The 18,305-nt window shown below is 66.3% G+C and carries 15 protein-coding genes; 12 read left to right on the top strand and 3 right to left on the bottom strand.

All coding sequences use genetic code 11. The features are described 5' to 3' along the window. Positions 1-98: 98 nt before the first annotated feature. From rpsA to BM118_RS30830, 12 genes are all read left to right on the top strand, one after another. Positions 99-1,805 (top strand): 30S ribosomal protein S1, encoded by a 1,707-nt coding sequence (gene rpsA / locus BM118_RS30775; RefSeq protein WP_177234856.1) that lies wholly within the window; start codon positions 99-101, stop codon positions 1,803-1,805. A gap of 355 nt (positions 1,806-2,160) precedes the next feature. After that, a complete protein-coding gene (gene sppA, locus BM118_RS30780; RefSeq protein ID WP_092190357.1) occupies positions 2,161-3,141 on the top strand; it encodes a signal peptide peptidase SppA in 981 nt (326 codons plus the stop codon). Positions 3,142-3,312: 171 nt separating this feature from the next. Continuing rightward, the gene (locus tag BM118_RS30785) at positions 3,313-3,618 is read left to right on the top strand and encodes an integration host factor subunit beta (RefSeq protein WP_008539997.1); all 306 of its coding nucleotides are present in this window, start codon (positions 3,313-3,315) and stop codon (positions 3,616-3,618) included. 72 nt (positions 3,619-3,690) lie between these two features. Continuing rightward, on the top strand, positions 3,691-4,083 hold the full coding sequence (locus BM118_RS30790) for a lipopolysaccharide assembly protein LapA domain-containing protein (RefSeq protein WP_092190359.1): 393 nt from the start codon (positions 3,691-3,693) through the stop codon (positions 4,081-4,083). A 66-nt stretch (positions 4,084-4,149) separates the two neighbouring features. After that, entirely contained in the window at positions 4,150-4,809 is a 660-nt protein-coding gene (locus BM118_RS30795) for a phosphoribosylanthranilate isomerase (RefSeq protein ID WP_092190361.1), read from the top strand. Then, positions 4,806-6,023, top strand: coding sequence for a tryptophan synthase subunit beta (trpB, locus tag BM118_RS30800; RefSeq protein ID WP_092190363.1), 1,218 nt, complete (start codon positions 4,806-4,808; stop codon positions 6,021-6,023). Before BM118_RS30795 ends, trpB begins: the two co-directional genes overlap by 4 nt. Further along, on the top strand, positions 6,020-6,856 hold the full coding sequence (trpA, locus tag BM118_RS30805; protein ID WP_092190365.1) for a tryptophan synthase subunit alpha: 837 nt from the start codon (positions 6,020-6,022) through the stop codon (positions 6,854-6,856). Before trpB ends, trpA begins: the two co-directional genes overlap by 4 nt. A 112-nt stretch (positions 6,857-6,968) precedes the next feature. Further along, positions 6,969-7,910 carry an acetyl-CoA carboxylase, carboxyltransferase subunit beta gene (gene accD, locus BM118_RS30810; protein WP_027546854.1) on the top strand — a complete coding sequence of 314 codons (942 nt, stop codon included), beginning with the start codon at positions 6,969-6,971 and terminating at the stop codon, positions 7,908-7,910. Then, positions 7,907-9,250, top strand: a complete 1,344-nt coding sequence (locus tag BM118_RS30815; RefSeq protein WP_092190367.1) for a bifunctional folylpolyglutamate synthase/dihydrofolate synthase — start codon at positions 7,907-7,909, stop codon at positions 9,248-9,250. The genes accD and BM118_RS30815 overlap by 4 nt, the downstream gene beginning before the upstream one ends. Before the next feature lie 146 nt (positions 9,251-9,396). Continuing rightward, positions 9,397-10,137: a metallophosphoesterase family protein gene (locus tag BM118_RS30820; protein ID WP_177234857.1), complete on the top strand. Its 741-nt coding sequence runs from the start codon at positions 9,397-9,399 to the stop codon at positions 10,135-10,137. A gap of 81 nt (positions 10,138-10,218) precedes the next feature. Next, positions 10,219-10,644, top strand: a complete 426-nt coding sequence (locus BM118_RS30825; protein ID WP_092190371.1) for an SRPBCC family protein — start codon at positions 10,219-10,221, stop codon at positions 10,642-10,644. Beyond that, positions 10,641-11,117: a MarR family winged helix-turn-helix transcriptional regulator gene (locus tag BM118_RS30830; protein WP_092190373.1), complete on the top strand. Its 477-nt coding sequence runs from the start codon at positions 10,641-10,643 to the stop codon at positions 11,115-11,117. The genes BM118_RS30825 and BM118_RS30830 overlap by 4 nt, the downstream gene beginning before the upstream one ends. 54 nt (positions 11,118-11,171) lie before the next feature. Here the strand turns inward: BM118_RS30830 and trxA are convergent, their stop codons facing one another. The 3 genes from trxA to addB form a co-directional block, all read right to left on the bottom strand. Continuing rightward, positions 11,172-11,492, bottom strand: a complete 321-nt coding sequence (trxA, locus tag BM118_RS30835) for a thioredoxin (RefSeq protein ID WP_008540017.1) — start codon at positions 11,490-11,492, stop codon at positions 11,172-11,174. Between the two features lie 68 nt (positions 11,493-11,560). Then, positions 11,561-15,070 (bottom strand): double-strand break repair helicase AddA, encoded by a 3,510-nt coding sequence (gene addA, locus BM118_RS30840; protein ID WP_177234858.1) that lies wholly within the window; start codon positions 15,068-15,070, stop codon positions 11,561-11,563. Beyond that, entirely contained in the window at positions 15,064-18,210 is a 3,147-nt protein-coding gene (addB, locus tag BM118_RS30845) for a double-strand break repair protein AddB (RefSeq protein WP_092190377.1), read from the bottom strand. The genes addA and addB overlap by 7 nt, the downstream gene beginning before the upstream one ends. Positions 18,211-18,305: the final 95 nt, after the last annotated feature.

An 18,305-nucleotide genomic window follows, 5' to 3' on the forward strand; every position in this document is an offset into this window, starting at 1 on the left:
CAAGCGGTCGCTCGAAGGTCTTGCGGACCTTCCGACACTGCGCGTGCGATGCGCCCATGAACCCAACGGCCGGCAAGACATCCGCAACTGGAGAACAAATGGCTTCGATTTCTGCTGATACCTATAGCCCCTCGCGCGACGATTTCGCCGCGATGCTCGACGAGTCCTTCGCAGGTGGCAACCTGCAGGAAAGCTCCGTCGTCAAGGGCAAGGTGGTTGCAATTGAAAAGGACATGGCCGTCATCGACGTCGGCCTGAAGACCGAGGGCCGCGTCGCCCTGCGCGAATTTTCCGGCCCCGGCCGTGACAGCGAGATCAAGGTCGGCGACGAGGTGGAAGTGTTCCTCGATCGCATCGAGAACGCCCTCGGCGAAGCCGTGCTGTCGCGCGACAAGGCGCGCCGCGAAGAGAGCTGGGGCAAGCTCGAGAAGGCGTTCCAGAACAACGAGAAGGTCAACGGCGTCATCTTCAACCAGGTCAAGGGCGGCTTCACCGTCGACCTCGACGGTGCCGTGGCCTTCCTGCCGCGCTCGCAGGTCGACATCCGTCCGATCCGCGACGTTGCGCCGCTGATGAACAACTCGCAGCCGTTCCAGATCCTGAAGATGGACCGCCGCCGCGGCAACATCGTCGTCTCCCGCCGCACGGTGCTGGAAGAGACCCGCGCCGAGCAGCGTCAGGAGCTGGTGCAGAACCTCGAAGAGGGTCAGGTCATCGACGGCGTGGTCAAGAACATCACCGACTACGGTGCGTTCGTTGATCTCGGCGGCATCGACGGCCTGCTGCACGTCACCGACATCGCGTGGCGCCGCGTCAACCACCCGACCGAGGTGCTCTCGATCGGCCAGACCGTGAAGGTCAAGATCATCAAGATCAACCACGAGACGCACCGCATCTCGCTGGGCATGAAGCAGCTGCTGGACGATCCGTGGCAGGGCATCGAAGCCAAGTACCCGCTGGGTGCCCGCTTCACCGGCCGCGTCACCAACATCACCGACTACGGTGCGTTCGTCGAGCTCGAGCCGGGCATCGAAGGCCTGATCCACGTCTCCGAGATGTCGTGGACCAAGAAGAACATGCACCCCGGCAAGATCGTCTCGACCTCGCAGGAAGTCGAAGTGCAGGTGCTGGAAGTCGATTCCATCAAGCGCCGCATCTCGCTCGGCCTCAAGCAGACCATGCGCAACCCCTGGGAGGTCTTCGTCGAAGGTCACCCGACCGGTTCGGTGGTCGAGGGCGAGGTCAAGAACAAGACCGAGTTCGGTCTGTTCCTGGGTCTCGAGGGCGACGTCGACGGCATGGTCCACCTTTCCGACCTCGACTGGAAGCTTCCGGGCGAGCAGGTGATCGACAACTACAAGAAGGGCGACATGGTGAAGGCCGTGGTGCTCGATGTGGACGTCGAGAAGGAGCGTATCTCGCTCGGCATCAAGCAGCTCGAAGGCGATCCCTTCGCCGAGCCGGGCGATGTCAAGAAGGGCGCGGTCGTGACCTGCGAAGTGCTCGAAGTGAAGGAGAGCGGTATCGAGGTGAAGATCGCCGGTACCGACTTCACCACCTTCATCAAGCGCTCGGAGCTCGCGCGTGACCGCAACGACCAGCGCGCCGAACGCTTCGCCGTCGGCGAGAAGGTCGATGCCCGCGTGATCCAGTTCGACAAGAAGGCCCGCAAGGTCCAGGTGTCGATCAAGGCGCTCGAAGTCGCCGAAGAGAAGGAAGCCATCGCGCAGTACGGCTCCTCCGATTCGGGTGCGACGCTCGGCGACATCCTCGGCACCGCGCTCAAGAACCGCGACAGCAAGTAAGCGAAACGTTCGTTTCGCCGACATCAAAGCCCCGGCGCAAGCCGGGGCTTTTTTTGTTGCGATCGTCGTCCCGGCGAAGGCCGGGACCCATACCGCGTGATCTATCGATGGTGGGCGGTAGAAGTACCGAACGAAGAGTCTTCGCCAAATTACCTTTTGTGGTTATGGGTCCCGGCCCCCCGTGCGCAATTGCGCACTAGGCCGGGACGACACTTGAGTGTGTGGCGGCGTCCGGGCCTACACCGCAGCCAGCCTTGTTTTCTTCAAATTGCGCCGCAATTGATGTATCCAGATAAGCCGTTGGTCACGCCGTGACGGCACAACGCGCCTGGGCCTTTCATTTGGAGATATTCCGATGTCGCTCGATTCGGACATCATCGTCGATCGCCGCAGGATCCGCCGCAAGCTGACGTTCTGGCGCGTCGTGGCCGCGCTGATCGCGATCGCGGCGATCGCGGGCTTCGCGCTGATCGCGACGCCCGGTGCGCGCGGCACGTTCGCATCCGCCGGCTCGATAGCGCGGGTCCAGATCGACGGCCTGATCCGCAGCGATTCCGATCGCACGCAGGCGCTGGAGCGGCTGGAGAATTCGCAGGCTGCCGCCGTCATCGTTCACATCAACTCGCCGGGCGGCACCACCGCAGGCTCCGAGCAGCTCTACGACTCGCTTGTCCGGCTCAAGGCGAAGAAGCCGCTCGTCGTCGTGGTCGAGGGTCTCGCCGCCTCCGGCGGTTACATCACGGCGATCGCGAGCGACCACATCATCGCGCAGCAGAGCTCGCTGGTCGGCTCGATCGGTGTGCTGTTCCAGTATCCCAACGTCACCGAGCTCCTGAAGACCATCGGCGTCAAGGTCGAGGAGGTAAAATCCTCGCCACTGAAGGCCGCGCCCAACGGTTTTGAGCCGACCAGTCCCGAGGCGCGGGCCGCGCTCGACGCGCTGGTGAAGGATTCCTACGCCTGGTTCAAGGGACTGGTGAAGGAACGGCGTGGCATGGACGACACGCAGCTCGAGAAAGTGGCCGACGGCCGCGTCTTCACCGGACGCCAGGCGATCGATCTCAAGCTGATCGACCAGATCGGCGACGAGAAGGCTGCGGTGACCTGGCTGGTCGAGCAGAAGGGCGTCAAGAAGGGGCTTTCGGTACGCGACTACAAGCTCCAGACGCGCTTCGGCGACCTGCCGTTCCTCAAGACGGCCGCTGCCGTGACGCTGGAAGCGCTGGGTTTAGGCTCGATTGCGCATCAAATCGGGCAAACCGGCGTCGCGCAGGCCGTCGACCGGTTCGGAATGGATGGAATGCTGGCCTTGTGGCAGCCGGCTGCGTCAAACTGACGGGGACGGGCGAGCGCTCAAGGGTATTCTCGTCTGGCGAGTGTCGGGGCAGCCTGCTTTTTTGGCATTTGTCACGCATTTTCACGACGCTCAACCTTGATTTAGCGTCTTGACAGATCACGGTATTTTCACGGAAATGGTCATCCGCACGCTTCCGGGTCCTATCTCTCGATGATCAAATCCGAACTTGTTCAGCGTATCGCCGAGCACAACCCGCATCTGTACCAGCGGGATGTCGAGAACATTGTGAATGCGATTCTCGAAGAGATCGTAGCGGCTCTCGCACGCGGCGACCGCGTCGAGTTGCGCGGCTTCGGTGCCTTCTCGGTCAAGCATCGCCCTGCACGCGCCGGGCGCAATCCGCGCACCGGCGCCCATGTGCCCGTCGATCAGAAGAGCGTTCCGTTCTTCAAGACCGGCAAGGAAATGCGGGAGCGGCTGAACCGCGACCATCCGGATCCCGGCGCGGCAGACTAAGGCCCGGCGTCAGGGTTTCCCGCGGTCGCGAGCGATGCGGCCGGAAGCTTGATTCAAGGCGAGCGAAGCGAGATGCGAAAGTTCCTGACCGCGCTGATCGTGATTCCGCTGGGTCTGATCCTGGTGGTGTTCGCCGTCTCCAACCGGCATTTCGTCACGGTCTCCTTCGATCCCTTTGTCTCCGACGACCCGGCATTGTCGGTCACGCTGCCGCTGTTCCTGCTGCTGATCCTGGTGGCGGCGCTGGGCGTCCTGGCCGGCGGCTGTGCCGTCTGGTTGGGCCAGCGGCACTGGCGCCGCGCGGCCCGCCGGCATGAGGCGGACGCGCGCAGCGCCCGGACCGAACTGGCCGGCCTGCGGGCCCAGACGGTCGCGGCGAAGCCCGATTCCCAGCGCCTCCCCGCCCCCGTCGGGGTGGGCCTTTACGGGCCCGTCGGGCGAGACAAGCAGCGCGCGACGTTGTAGAAGCGGCCGCAACCGAAAACCCTGCTTTCCGGCCGCGGACTTGCGGCCTTTACCTGCTTTGAGACCATGTCCCTGCTCGTCAAAATCTGCGGCCTGTCCACGCGCGAGACGCTCGAAACAGCGCTCGACGCGGGCGCCGACATGGTGGGGTTCGTGTTCTTTCCGCCGTCGCCCCGGCATTTGTCGCTGGAGCTTGGCCGCGATCTCGGCCGCCAGGTGCAGCGGCGCGCGCTCAAGGTCGCGCTCACGGTCGATGCCGATGACGCCACGCTCGACAACATCATGGACGCGCTGTCGCCGGATATTTTCCAGCTCCATGGCAAGGAGACCGTCGCGCGGCTGCGCGACATCAAGCAGAAGTTCGGCCGCCCCGTGATGAAGGCGGTGCCGGTCGCAACGTCAGCCGATCTTGCCGTGCTGCCCGGCTACGCCGCGGTCGCCGACCGCATCCTGTTCGATGCGCGCGCGCCGAAGGACGCGACGCGGCCCGGCGGCTTAGGGGCGCCGTTCGATTGGCACCTGCTCGAAAACCTCGATCTGAAATTGCCCTACATGGTCTCGGGCGGGCTTCACGCCGACAACGTCACTGAAGCCCTTCGCGTCACCCGCGCCGGTGGCGTCGACGTGTCCTCCGGTGTCGAGAGCGCCGCCGGCGTCAAGGACCCCGAGATGATCAAGGCCTTCATCCGCGCCGCGCGCGCCACCCAAGAGTTGAGCGTCCGATGAACATCGCCAAGCCAAATTCCTACCGCAGCGGCCCCGACGAGCGCGGCCATTTCGGCATTTTCGGCGGCCGCTTCGTCGCCGAAACTCTGATGCCGCTGATCCTCGATCTCGAGAAGGCCTACACCGCGGCCAAGGCCGACCCGGCTTTCCAGGCCGAGATGAACGGCTATCTCAAGAACTATGTCGGCCGGCCCTCGCCGCTCTATTTCGCCGAGCGTCTCACCGAGCATCTCGGCGGCGCAAAAATCTACCTCAAGCGCGAAGAGCTCAACCACACCGGCTCGCACAAGGTGAACAACGTGCTCGGCCAGATCATGCTGGCGCGGCGCATGGGCAAGAAGCGCATCATCGCCGAGACCGGCGCCGGCCAGCACGGGGTTGCCACCGCGACGCTGTGCGCGCGCTTCGGCCTCGAATGCGTGGTCTATATGGGTGCCGTCGACGTCGAGCGGCAGCAGCCCAACGTCATCCGCATGGAGATGCTGGGTGCCAAGGTGGTCCCGGTGCAGTCGGGCACGCGCACGCTGAAGGACGCCATGAACGAGGCGCTGCGCGACTGGGTCACCAACGTGCACAACACGTTCTACTGTATCGGCACGGTGGCGGGCCCGCATCCCTATCCGACGCTGGTGCGCGACTTCCAGTCGATCATCGGCAACGAGACCAAGGCGCAGATGCAGGAGGTCGAAGGCCGCCTGCCGGATTCGCTGGTCGCCTGCATCGGCGGCGGCTCCAACGCGATGGGCCTGTTCCACCCCTTCCTCGACGATTCCACCGTCGAGATCTTCGGCGTCGAAGCCGCCGGCCACGGGCTGACGCAATTGCATGCGGCGTCGATCGCAGGCGGCCGTCCCGGCGTGCTGCACGGCAATCGCACCTATCTCTTGATGGACGCGGACGGCCAGATCCAGGACGCCCATTCGATCTCGGCCGGTCTCGACTATCCCGGCATCGGCCCCGAACATTCCTGGCTGCACGAGGTCGGCCGCGTGAATTATCTGTCCGCGACCGACGACGAGGCGCTGGCTGCGTTCCAGCTGCTGTCAAAGCTGGAAGGCATCATCCCCGCGCTCGAACCCGCGCATGCCATCGCCAAGGTGATGGAGCTCGCGCCGAAGCGGGCAAAAGATCACCTGATGGTCGTCAATCTCTCCGGCCGCGGCGACAAGGACGTCCCGCAGGTCGGCGACATCCTGAAGGGCAAGAGCAAGTGACCACGCGTATCGACACCCGTTTTGCCGAGCTTGCGAAGCAGGGCCGCTCGGCCTTCGTCACCTTTCTGATGGCCGGCGATCCAGATCCCGCCACCTCGCTCGAGATCATCAAGGCGCTGCCGAAGTCCGGCGCCGACGTGATCGAGATCGGCATGCCCTTCACCGATCCGATGGCCGACGGTCCGTCGATCCAGGCGGCGGGCCTGCGCGCGCTCAAGGCCGGCATGACGCTGAAGAAGACGCTCGAGCTCGTGCGCGGCTTCCGCAAGGACGATAATGCGACGCCGATCGTGCTGATGGGCTATTACAATCCGATCTACATCTACGGCGTCGACAGGTTCCTGGTCGATGCCAAGACTGCCGGCGTCGACGGCCTCATCATCGTCGATCTGCCGCCGGAAGAAGACGACGAGCTCTGCCTGCCCGCCATGAAGGCCGGCCTGAACTTCATTCGCCTGGCGACGCCAACGACCGACGACAAGCGCCTGCCGGCCGTGCTCGCCAACACTTCGGGCTTCGTCTACTACGTCTCGATCACCGGCATCACGGGGGCTGCGGCGGCGGACTCCTCGGCGGTGAGCGAAGCGGTCGCCCGCATCAAGCGCCACACCAAGCTGCCGGTCTGCGTCGGTTTCGGCATCCGCACGCCGGAGACCGCGCGCGCCATCGCGTCGCATGCGAACGGCGCGGTGGTCGGTACCGCGCTGGTCGATGCGCTCAAGAACAGCCTCGATGCAGAGGGCCGGGCCACCGCCAAAACCGTTAACGCCGTCGCCGAATTGACGGCGTCCCTGGCCCAGGGCGTCAAGGGCGCGCAGCAGGCGGCGGAATAGGCCATAATTCCGCTTTTGGGGCGGACGACACGGCGGCTTGCCGGGGCAGGGTCCGGCAGCCATATATTCCTTCAGGCGGTTCCCGGAGCGGGATCGCACATCGGAGCAAACCATGAACTGGCTTACCAATGTGGTCCGGCCGAAAATCCGCAACATGCTGCGGCGGGAGACGCCGGAGAATTTGTGGATCAAGTGTCCGGATTCCGGGCAGCTCGTGTTCTACAAGGACGTCGAGGCCAACCAGTTCGTCATTCCCGGCTCCAACTACCACATGCGCATGGGCGCGGTGGCACGTCTGAAGTCGATCTTCGACAACGAGACCTGGTACGACGTCGCGCTGCCCGAGGTCACGCCGGACCCGCTCAAGTTCCGCGACGAAAAGAAATACGTCGACCGCATCAAGGATGCGCGTGCGCGCACCAACCTGAATGACGCGATCAAGGTCGGCTACGGCAAGCTCGAAGGCGCCGCCGTCGTCATCGCCGTGCAGGATTTCGACTTCATGGGCGGCTCGCTCGGCATGGCCGCGGGCGAGGCCATCGTGCGTGGGCTCGAACTGGCGGTCGAGAAGAAGTCGCCGTTCATCGTGTTCGCCGCATCAGGCGGCGCGCGCATGCAGGAAGGCATCCTGTCGCTGATGCAGATGCCGCGCACGACCGTTGCGGTACAGATGCTGCGCGAAGCAAAGCAGCCCTACATCGTCGTGCTGACCAATCCGACCACCGGCGGCGTCACCGCCTCCTACGCGATGCTGGGCGACGTGCAGATCGCCGAGCCCGGCGCGCTGATCGGCTTTGCCGGCGCGCGCGTGATCGAGCAGACCATCCGCGAGAAGCTCCCGGAAGGTTTTCAGCGCGCCGAGTACCTGAAAGAGCACGGCATGATCGACATGGTCGTGCATCGCCATGAGCTGCGCCCGACCCTGGCGCGGCTCTGTCGCCTGTTGACCAAGGCTCCGGCGCTGGAGACCGCGTCGAAATCGGTGCAGCCGGTCGTCAGCCCGGCGCAGATCGTATCGGCTTCCGAGACGGCGCCGGCCGCGCCGCACGCGTGAACGCATCTCCTGACAGCGCAAAGCCACCGCTCGGCGAAATGATCGGGCGGCTGTCGGCCCTGCATCAGAAGCGCATCGATCTCGGGCTGGAGCGGATGCATCGTCTGCTCGAGCGGCTCGGCCACCCCGAACGCAAGCTGCCGCCGGTGATCCACATCGCCGGCACCAATGGCAAGGGCTCGACGCTCGCTTATCTGCGCGCGACGCTGGAAGCAGCAAACCTGCGCGTCCACGCCTACACCTCGCCCTATCTGGTTCGCATCAACGAATGTTTCCGGCTCGGCCGCCTCGGTGGCGGCGTGCTGGTCGGCGACGACGAGCTGTACGCCGCGCTGGAAGAGGTCGAGCGCGTCAATGCCGGCGAGCCTGCGACCGTGTTCGAGCTGAAGACGGCCGCCGCGTTTCATCTGTTCGCGCAGAACCCGGCGGACGTGGTGCTGCTCGAAGTCGGTCTCGGCGGACGGCTCGATTCGACCAATGTGGTCGACACGCCGGCGGCCACCGTGATCACGCCTGTCAGCATGGACCACATGGACTTCCTCGGCGATACGCTGACCTCCATCGTCGGCGAGAAGGCGGCGATCATCAAGCGCGGCGTGCCCGTGATCTCGGCCGAACAATCGCCCGAGGCCATGGCTGTGATCGAGGCGCAGGCCAAGCGCATGCGCGCGCCGCTGTTTGCCGCGAACGAGAGCTGGCACGTCAATGTCGAGCATGGGCGCCTGGTCTATTCCGACGATCGCGGCCTGATGGATCTCGCCGCGCCGCGCCTGTTCGGCCGTCACCAGTTCGACAATGCCGGGCTTGCGATCGCGACGCTGCGCGCGATTCCGACGTTCAAGGTCAACCAGGCGGCGTTCGAGGCCGGCATCGTCGGCGCCGAATGGCCGGCGCGGATGCAGCGCATCACCTCGGGCGAGTTGCTCTCCTGGGGGCCGCAGGGCTCGGAGATCTGGCTCGACGGCGGACACAATGCGGAAGGCGGGCGCGTCGCAGCGGCCGCGCTCGGCGATCTCGAGGAGCGGGTGTCGCGGCCGCTGGTTGTGATCGCGGGCATGATGGCCAACAAGGATGCGCGAGGCTTTCTCGCCAATTTCGCCGGCCTCACCCGTCACATCATCGCGGTGCCGATTCCCGATACCGAGAATGCGATGCCGGCCGACCGTCTCGCGGACGCCGCACGCAGCCTCGGCATGCGGGTCGAGCCCGCGCCCGGCATCGAGGCCGCGCTGCGTGCGCTGTCGAAGCTCGCCTACGAGGTGCCGCCGCGCATCCTGATCACGGGTTCGCTCTATCTCGCCGGCCACGTGCTCGGCATCAACGGCACGCCTCCTGCATAGACGGTCTCGTGTCCCGGACGCGGCGCGGCATGAAATGACGCGACGGCAGAGCCGGGACCCAGAATGCCGTAACATGGGCCCCGGCTCTGCAGCGCACCGCTGAAGAAGCGCCGCGCTGCGTCCGGGGAACGAAAGAGAGACTGCCAATGCGCTTCGCCGCGATTGCCGACGTCCATGGAAACCATCTCGCGCTGGAAGCGGTGCTCGCCGACATCCGCGCCCAGGGCATCGCCGACATCGTCAATCTCGGCGACATGCTGAGTGGCCCGCTCGATGCGCGGCGGACCATCGAGATCCTGATGCAGCTCGACGCCGTGCATGTGCTCGGCAATCACGACCGCTATTTGCTCGACCGTCCGCCGGAGAAGATGGGCTCGTGGGATCGTCCTGCCCATGCGGCGCTCAATGCGGCGCAACTCGACTGGCTGCGGGCGCAGCCGATGACGCGCGTGTTTCGCGACCGGGTCTTCCTCTGCCACGCAACGCCCGACGACGACGAGGTCTATTGGCTCGACACCGTGCATCCCGACGGCACGGTCGCGCTCTCGCCGCTCGATCGCATCGAGCAGTTCGCGCAAGGCATCACGCAGTCCCTGATCCTCTGCGCCCACACCCATCTCGCCCGCGCGGTGCGGCTTCGCGATGGCCGGCTGATCGTCAATCCCGGCAGTGTCGGCAGCCCCGGCTATCGCGACGTGCACCCGTTCCCGCATGTGGTCGAAGCCGGCACGCCGCACGCGCGCTACGCGATCCTCGAACTCACTGACGGTGCCTGGCAGGTGACGTTCCGCCAGATCGCCTACGACCATGAAACGATGGCGGCGCTCGCCCGTCGCAACAACCAGCCGGAGCTCGCGAACGCGCTGGCGACGGGGTGGATCAAGTAGACGGCTCCATCAGGGCTGCGGGCTTGACATTATCATATGCGCGCTTATTATAAGCGCACATATGAAACGAGAGGTCATGCCATGAGCGACGAAAACACCTGGCGGAGCGAATACGCCATCGAGACGCCGGCGACCCCAGAGACGATCTGGAGCATCTTTCGCGATGTCCCCGCCTGGAAAAACTGGAACGCGGGCATCGAGCAGATCAACATCGACGGACCGTTTGCGACCGGCACCTGGTTCACGATGAAGCCGCCCGGCGAGGAGGCGCTGCGCTCGCAGCTGGTCGACGTTCGCGAGAACGTCTGCTTCGTCGACGAAACACGGGTGGGCGATCTCGTCATCCTTGTCGCCCACCGCATCGAGCCGCTTGGACCGGCGCGCACGCGCATTGTCTACGCCGTCGATGCCCGCGGCCCGCAGGCCGCCGAGATCGGCCCGGCGGTTTCCGCCGATTTTCCCGAGGTGCTCGCGAGCCTGTCCAAACTGGCCGAGGGGGCGCGATGACGAAGCCGCCACTCCCGACCCGTCTGTCCGGACCCGCCGAAAGCCCGGGCTTCCTGCTCTGGAAGATCTCGAACGCCTGGCAACGCCGGTTGCGGGTGGCGCTTCAGCCTTACGAGCTCACCCATTCCCAATTCGTGTTGCTGGCAACGGCGACCTGGTTCGGCGCTGAGGAAACGCTGACCCAGGCGCGGCTCTCTCAGCTCAGCGGCATCGATCCGATGACCACGTCCCAGGTGTTGCGCGCGCTGGAAGCAGCAGGGTTGATCGAGCGGGTCGATCATCCCCAGGACCCGCGCGCCAAGGCGATCACGGTCACCAAGGTGGGCCGCGATCTCGCGCGGAAAGCTGTCGTGGCAGTCGAAGACGCCGACGCCGCGTTCTTTAAGCCGCTGGCGTCCGACACCAAGCGACTGGTTGCGATGTTTCAGGCGCTCGTCGAAGGCATCGAGCGCGCCGCGGCAGACGACAAATAAAACGGCCGGCTATTCGCCGGCCGTTGCAGAATTCTCAGTTACTCGCGACGCGGATCACACCGCGGAGGTGATCCACTGCTGGAGCTTCGCCTTCGGCGCTGCGCCGACCTGGCGGGAGGCCATCTCGCCGCCCTTGAAGATCATCAGGGTCGGGATCGACATCACGCCATACTTCGACGCGGTCTTCGGGCTCTCGTCGACATTGAGCTTCACGATCTTGACCTTGTCGCCCATCGCGCCGGCGATCTCGTCGAGGGCGGGGGCGATCATGCGGCAGGGGCCGCACCACTCGGCCCAGAAATCGACGACCACAGGGCCGTTCGCCTTGAGCACTTCGGCTTCGAAATCGGCGTCGGAAACCTTGCTAACGGCCATTGGAGTACCTCACTCGGTTGTAAAGAATCGGCGCGGTTGGGAATCGCGCCCGGGATCATGGCGTCAACCTATGAACGGCCCCTTGCCGGGTCAAGGACGCTCACACTGAGATGAAGGGATGCCAGCGCCGCGTCCAGCGCGGGGGCTGAAATCTCCATATATTCAAGGGCCTCGGTCCAGAGCAGGACGGCCCTGACAGGCTTTTGGGGATAAAGCCTCGACAGCACCGCCCGGTACAGCGCGAGCTGGCGGACATAGGCCGCGGGCGCCTCGGCCGCGCTTTTGGGCGCCGCCTGGTTGGTCTTGAAATCGACGATCAGGACCTCGTCCGGACGAACGACCAGCCGGTCGATCTGCCCCGACACCAGCGCCGGGCTGCGGCCCGGCCGCTCCAGCCTGCCGGCGATGGCGACCTCGGCCCGGCTGCCGGCGGCAAAGACCGGGGCAAAGCGGGGCTCGGCGATCAAGGCGAGCACCTTGTCGGCCAGCGCGGTACTGTCGGCCTCCGCCCAGTCCGAGGCATTGCGCGCCATGAAGCCGAGCGCGGCCTCGCGCCGGCGTTCGGTGGCGATGTCGGGCAGCGACTGGAGCAGCCGATGCACCAGCGTGCCGCGTTGCAGCGCAAGCGCGCGCGACTGCACCGATTCGCCTGACCGCACCGCGCGGCCTTCCTCCGCGGACTGGCCCGAGGGGCGCACGGCATCGTCGTCAAGCATCTCGCGCGGTGCCGGCGTCCGCAGCCAGTCCGGCAACGCGATCGTCTGATCCACGGATGTCGCGGGCGTGCCGAGGGCAACGGCGTCCTCCGGCCGGGCGAATCGCGTCACCTTGCCAAGCGGCGTCTCCACCGTCTGCTTCTCCAGGCCCGAGCCGGTGAGCCCTGTGTCGACCAAATCGTACCAGCTCAGCTTGCGGACCGTCCTCATATTGCCGGGCATGCAGCCGCCGACGATCAGCCGGTCGGCCGCGCGCGTCATCGCGACGTAGAGCAGGCGGCGGTATTCGTCCTCGGTTTCCTCGAGCATGGCCTTGCGCGCCTCGACGACCGGCTTGGGATCGTCCGCCTTGCGGCCGGCCCACACCACCACCTCGCCGCCGTTGCCGCGCGGCACGTGGATCAGCCGCACCCGCTGCGAGTCCGCAGGCGACGATGTCGTGTCGACCATGAACACGACCGACGCCTCCAGGCCCTTGGCGCCATGCACAGTCATGACCCGCACCTCGTCGCGCGAGATCTCCATGTCGCGCTTCACTTCGGTGTCGGCCGAGCGCAGCCAGGCCATGAAGCCTTGCAGCGACGCCGGCGCCTTGCGCTCGTAGTTCAGCGCCAGCTCCAGGAATTCGTCGAGCGCGTCATTGGCCTCGTGGCCGAGCCGGCGCAGGATGCGCGCGCGGCCGCCGTCGCCGCCGAGCAGCCAGGCGTAGAAGGCGAACGGCGTCTCCTCGCGCGCGCGCATCTCGCAGGCCTCAAGCCGGCGCAGTGCCGTGGCGAACTTCCCGCTTGTCGGTGCGTGCTCTCCGAGCGCCCGGCGCAGCGAGCCCTTGCGGCCATGGGCAAGCTGAAACAGATCGTCGTCGTCGAGCCCGAACAGCGGGCTCTTCAGCGCCACCGCGAGCGCGAGATCGTCCTGCGGCAGCAGCAGCGCGTCGGCGAGGTTCATCAGGTCGATGATGCCGATGTGCTCGGTGAGCTTCAGCCGGTCGGCGCCGGCGACCGGCACGTTGGCGTGCTTCAGCGCCTGGATCACGGCGTCGAACGCGTTGCCGCGGCGGCGGACCAGAATCAGCATGTCGCCGTAGCGCAGGGGGCGGCGTTCGCCGTCATGTCCGGTCAGCGTGCCGCTCTCGACCAGCCGCTTGATCTCGGCCTGGATGCGGCGGGCGAGCTTGACCTCGGGGCTGGTGACGGCGACGCCATCGAACGGTGCGCGCCAGCCCTCGATGTCCTGCCGATCGTCGGCTTCAGCCAGATCCCACAGCTCGATCACGCTGGGCCCTGCATCGGCGAGCGCATTGTGCAGGGGATGGCCGATCTCGACCGAATGGATGCTCTTGTAGATCGCGGGGTCGCGGAAGACGTGATCGACCGAGTGCAGGATCGCCGCGCCCGAGCGGAACGAATAGGTGAAGGCGACCGGATCGAATTTCAGCCCGGCGGCGGTGAATTTGCGGTGCAGCTCGCGACGGCGCGCGTCGAATTCGTGGGGAGCGGCGCCCTGGAACGAGAAGATCGACTGCTTCTCGTCGCCGACGGCGAAGATGGTGCGGTTCAGCCCCTCGCGCGCGCCTTCGCCCGCGGTGAATTCGGAGATGATGTGCGCGACGATGTCCCATTGCCGCGGGCTGGTGTCCTGGGCTTCGTCGATCAGCACGTGGTCGACGCCACGGTCGAGCTTGTAATGCACCCAGCCGGAGGAGACTCGGTTCAGCATCGCCAGCGTCTTGTCGATCAAATCGTCGTAGTCGAGCAGCCCGCGCTCCTGCTTCTCGCGCCGATAGTTCGCTGCCGCCGCGGTCGCGATATGGAGCAGGGCCGCCGTGCGGTCACGCATGGTCACCGCACGCCGCTTCTCGATTAATCCACTGATGCGCTGCGCCTCGTTCTCGAACAGGCGGGCCATGGAGGGGTTGTGATCGCAAAACTTCCTGGTCAGCACCGCCTTGCGCGGCAGCTTCTCGTCGGTGAGGAAGACGCCGAGATAGGCATCGACCTGCGCGCTGCCGGAAAAGGCTTTTGCCTCGCGGAGCCGGCTGGCCTGGTCGTTGTCGGACTTGCTGCCGTCCTCCAGTGCGAAGGCGATGTCGTCCCAGCGCGATCGCGGCAGGAACGGACCGTCGAGAATCTCCGTCTCGACGTCCTCGATGCGGTCGGCGGCGTCAACGCCGAGCACGGCCGCCATTTGCGCGGCTGCAGCTTCTGCGTTGCCGGCCTCGTCGGTCCAGGCCATGAAATGATCGCGGCTCAGACAAGCCTCGCGCACAACCTCCTTGAAGGTGACGTCGGCGGCGCTGGCCATCGCGGTCAGCAGCGCGCGGCCGGTGATCGTCTCCGGATCGCGCGCGGCCTCCAGCAGCACCTTCAGATTGGCGCGTTCCATCATGTCGGTCTGGTCGCGCTCGTCGATGACGGAAAAGCGCGCCGGCACGTTGGCCTCGAACGGAAACTGCTGGAGCAGGCGGGTGCACAGCGCGTGGATGGTCTGCACCTTCAGTCCGCCGGGCGTCTCCAGCGCGCAGGCGAACAGTTTTCGCGCTTCGCGCCGCAGCTTTGCGTTGGGATGCGGGATGCCGACGGCGCGGATCGCCGCATCGAGCGCGGTGTCGTCCAGCGTCACCCAATGGCCGAGCGTGGTGAACACGCGCTCGGCCATGTTGGCGGCGGCCGCCTTGGTGAAGGTGATGCAGAGGATCTTTTCCGGCGGCACGCCGGACAGCAGCAGGCGGATCACGCGCTGCACCAGCACATGCGTCTTGCCCGAGCCGGCATTGGCCGACACGAAGGCCGATGCCGTCGGATCGGATGCGCGCGCCTGCCGCGCGCGCACCTCGTCGGGGATGGGGCGTGGCGCCTTTACCATTCCTCGATCCCCAATCCGCCGGCCGCCGACCACTCCTTGATGCGGGCGAGGTCGTCATAGGTGCCGTAGCGGTTGGACCACATCGGCAGGTTCAGCGAGGTGTAGGCCTGGTTCTCGTCCTCGAAGGCGCGGATCAGCGCTTCCAGCTTGGCCCGTGCCTCAGCGGCAGCAATATCCGGCGGCTGCGGTTCGTCGCCTTGCTTGAACTTGAGCTCGAGGATGCGCTCCTCGCCCGGCGGATTGTTGCCGCTGAGGCGGACATAGACGAGCTGGCTCACGGTTGAGCCGGCGTCGATGTCAGGGAAGCCGCCTTCGCGCAGGATCGCCGCCTCCAGCGTGAGCTGCGGCGACAGGCCCATGCGGACCTGCTTGCCGGTCGGCGGCTGGCCGGTCTTGTAATCGAGGATGGCGTAGCCGCCGCCCTGGCGCCGTTCGATGCGGTCGGCGCGGGCAGAGAGACGGAAGCTGCGTTCATTGTCGAGCGTGATCGAGATCTCACCGCGGGTCTCCGCGGTGATCGCCTCGACCACGTCGCGCCGTGCCGTCTCCCATTCGCCGAACCAGCGCGCGATTCGCTGGAAGCGCGGCCACCACAGCGCGCGCGCCTCGGGGCGCTCCATCAGCGGCGCGAAGTGTTTTTCGCCGATCGCGCGCAGCACGCGGGCGGGATCGTCGGGCAGGCGCGTGGCATAGCTTTCCGTGAATTCGCCGATCGCATCGTGGATCGCCGAGCCGCGGTCTGCGGCCGACAGCGGCATGTCGACGGGATCGAGCGCATCCAGCCGCAAGATGTGCTTGGCGTAGATCGTGTAGGGATCGCGCAGCCAGTCCTCGATCGCGGTCACCGACATCTTCAGCGGCCGTGTCGCGCGCGGTGGCCGTGGTTCGGGTTGCTTGATCGGCCTGACCGCGTCGGGCTGGTCCAGAGCATCGGCGAACTGCACGTATTTCTCGCCGGCGCGAATGGCCGCCTTCCAGCGATCGTCACCCGCAACCGCCTCTAGCCGGTGCAGGAAACGCGAGGCCACCGCCGGCGCGCCGCCGGCCTTGGCGGAATGGGTGAGGATCACCTCATCTCCGCCGAGCAGTTGCGCGAAATCGTGGGCGGAGAGGCCGATGCGCCGCTCCGGCAGATCGAGGCCGAGCTCGTGCCGCATCGGCCGGCTGAGCCAGGGATCGATGCGCGGCGCCGGCGGCCAGACGCCCTCGATCAGGCCACCGACGATGATCCGGTCGGCCTGCATCAGGCGCGATTCCAGCGGGCCGTAGATCTGGAGCCGCGCCCCCGGTCTGTCACGCCGCCGCACCGCGCGATCGCCGAACGCGGTCTGGAAGACGTCGGGGTAATCAGGCAGCGGCACCATCAATCCGCTGGTCGTGCCGCCGCGCAGGAGATCGTCGAAGGCGCTGGCGAGCGCGAGGCCCTCGCGCTCCTCGAAGGCCAGCGGGACGCCCTGCTCGTCGCGCGACAGCTCGATCATGATCTCGCGATGCCGATGCGCGAGCTCGGCGAAGTCATACGGTTTCGATGATGCGAGACTCTCGATCGGCGCCAATGCTTGTCGCAAGGCATCGATCAGGGCCTGGATGCGATCGAGATCCTCCGCCTTGAGGCGTGCACGCGGCTCGGCCCTGTGGAGCGCGGAAACCTCGCTGCGCCACAGCTTGGCCAATTCCTCGCGGAAGCGGTTGAATTCACGCAGCAGGCCTGCCGTGCCCGCAGGCGGGCGCGTGCCGCGCAAGACGGCGAGCTCCAGGCCTTCGATTGCGGCCTTCCAGGCGCCCGGAGCGCGGCCGAGCCGGCACAGCGGATGCTTCAGCATCGCCAGCAGCGTCGGCGGCTCCAATCCCTTGGTCGCCGCTTCGGCCGCAAGGCGCGCAAAAACGCCGGCGGACGTTTCCATCAGCACGTCGCCGCCGGAATCGTCGAAGGCGAGATCCCATCGGGTCAGCGCAGCCATCACCCGCCGTGCCAGTGCGCGGTCCGGCGTCACCAGCGCCGCCGACTTGTCGAGCTGCCGCGCCTCGCGCATCGCGATCGCAATCGCCAGCGCCTCCATTTCAGGGTTGGGGGCCTCGACCACCGCGAGGTTCTTCATGCCGCCGGCGATCTTTGCCGCGACAGCCGGCTGCTTCAGCCGGTCGTGCCAAACTTCCGTCTTGGCCGACGGCCGCATCGATTCCGATGCGAGCAGATCGCGGCCGCCTTCTGCAGGCGGATGAAGCAGCTCGACGTCACTGCGCTTGATGCCGAAGCGCTCCAGCAGCGCGTGCATGGCATATTGCGGATGGTTCGACGCCGGATGTTCCGCGAACTTGCCGAGTGCATCGCGGACGCCGCCAATGGTCCGCCAGGCGTCATCGTCGAGATCGGTGTCGAGCCCCGGCAACACCACCGCGCCATGCGGCAGCGAAGCGACCGCATGCAGGAATTTTGCGGTGGCCGGCATCGAGCCGGTCGAGCCGGCCGCGATCACGGGCCCATGGGGATGCGCGGTCAGGCGCCTCGCTTCCGCGGCGATCAGGAGATCGCGCCGTGCCGCGGGCTCGATCCGATTGATCTCGGCAAGATGGCCGGGCCAGGCGATGCGCGCGATGCGCAGGAATTCGAGCGAGTGCTGCCAGTAGCGATCGAGCTGGTCCGGCACCAGGCCATCGAGCGCGCTCCAGTCGACGCCGCGCGTCACCATGTCGTCGATCAGGCGCGCGAGATCGCCGGCGAGAGCCAGCGTCGAGGCGGGGCCGCCGACCACCAGCGGCGACAGCACCGGGCCCTTGGCCCAGGCCGCGACGAGTTGCGCCAGCGTCAGCCGCCGTTCGAGCTCACCGAGCCGGGGCGGAATGTCGAGCGGAGTGGCGCTCGCGAACTGCTCGCCTTCATCGGCAAAGGCGAGCTCGTCCTCGTCGATGTCGCCGAGCGCGACGATGCGCGGCAGCACGACGGCGTCGGCCTTTATCTCGTCGAGGAAGATCTCGCGGACGACGCGCATGGCGCGCCGGGTCGGCAGGTACAGCGTGGCGTCCGCAAGCCGCGCCGGCTCCTTGCGCGCCTCGAATCCCTCGACCAGCCGGCCGTCGAGCAGGGCCGTGACGACCGTGCGCAGGAACGGAACTGAGATGGGAACACTGAAAACGCGCATCGGCTGCCTGATTCGAGGGATCAGGCGCCAATATAGGGAGGCGGACTCAAATGGTCATGGGCGGAGGTGAAGTCGTCCCCGCTGTTCGCCATCCT

This window comes from Bradyrhizobium sp. cf659 (assembly GCF_900113725.1).
Lineage (GTDB): Bacteria > Pseudomonadota > Alphaproteobacteria > Rhizobiales > Xanthobacteraceae > Bradyrhizobium.

Coding starts and splice junctions, on each gene's coding strand:
- rpsA (WP_177234856.1), top strand. CDS start 99: ATGGCTTCGATTTCTGCTGATACCTATAGCCCCTCGCGCGACGATTTC.
- sppA (WP_092190357.1), top strand. CDS start 2,161: ATGTCGCTCGATTCGGACATCATCGTCGATCGCCGCAGGATCCGCCGC.
- BM118_RS30785 (WP_008539997.1), top strand. CDS start 3,313: ATGATCAAATCCGAACTTGTTCAGCGTATCGCCGAGCACAACCCGCAT.
- BM118_RS30790 (WP_092190359.1), top strand. CDS start 3,691: ATGCGAAAGTTCCTGACCGCGCTGATCGTGATTCCGCTGGGTCTGATC.
- BM118_RS30795 (WP_092190361.1), top strand. CDS start 4,150: ATGTCCCTGCTCGTCAAAATCTGCGGCCTGTCCACGCGCGAGACGCTC.
- trpB (WP_092190363.1), top strand. CDS start 4,806: ATGAACATCGCCAAGCCAAATTCCTACCGCAGCGGCCCCGACGAGCGC.
- accD (WP_027546854.1), top strand. CDS start 6,969: ATGAACTGGCTTACCAATGTGGTCCGGCCGAAAATCCGCAACATGCTG.
- BM118_RS30820 (WP_177234857.1), top strand. CDS start 9,397: ATGCGCTTCGCCGCGATTGCCGACGTCCATGGAAACCATCTCGCGCTG.
- BM118_RS30825 (WP_092190371.1), top strand. CDS start 10,219: ATGAGCGACGAAAACACCTGGCGGAGCGAATACGCCATCGAGACGCCG.
- BM118_RS30830 (WP_092190373.1), top strand. CDS start 10,641: ATGACGAAGCCGCCACTCCCGACCCGTCTGTCCGGACCCGCCGAAAGC.
- trxA (WP_008540017.1), bottom strand. CDS start 11,492: ATGGCCGTTAGCAAGGTTTCCGACGCCGATTTCGAAGCCGAAGTGCTC.
- addA (WP_177234858.1), bottom strand. CDS start 15,070: ATGGTAAAGGCGCCACGCCCCATCCCCGACGAGGTGCGCGCGCGGCAG.
- addB (WP_092190377.1), bottom strand. CDS start 18,210: ATGCGCGTTTTCAGTGTTCCCATCTCAGTTCCGTTCCTGCGCACGGTC.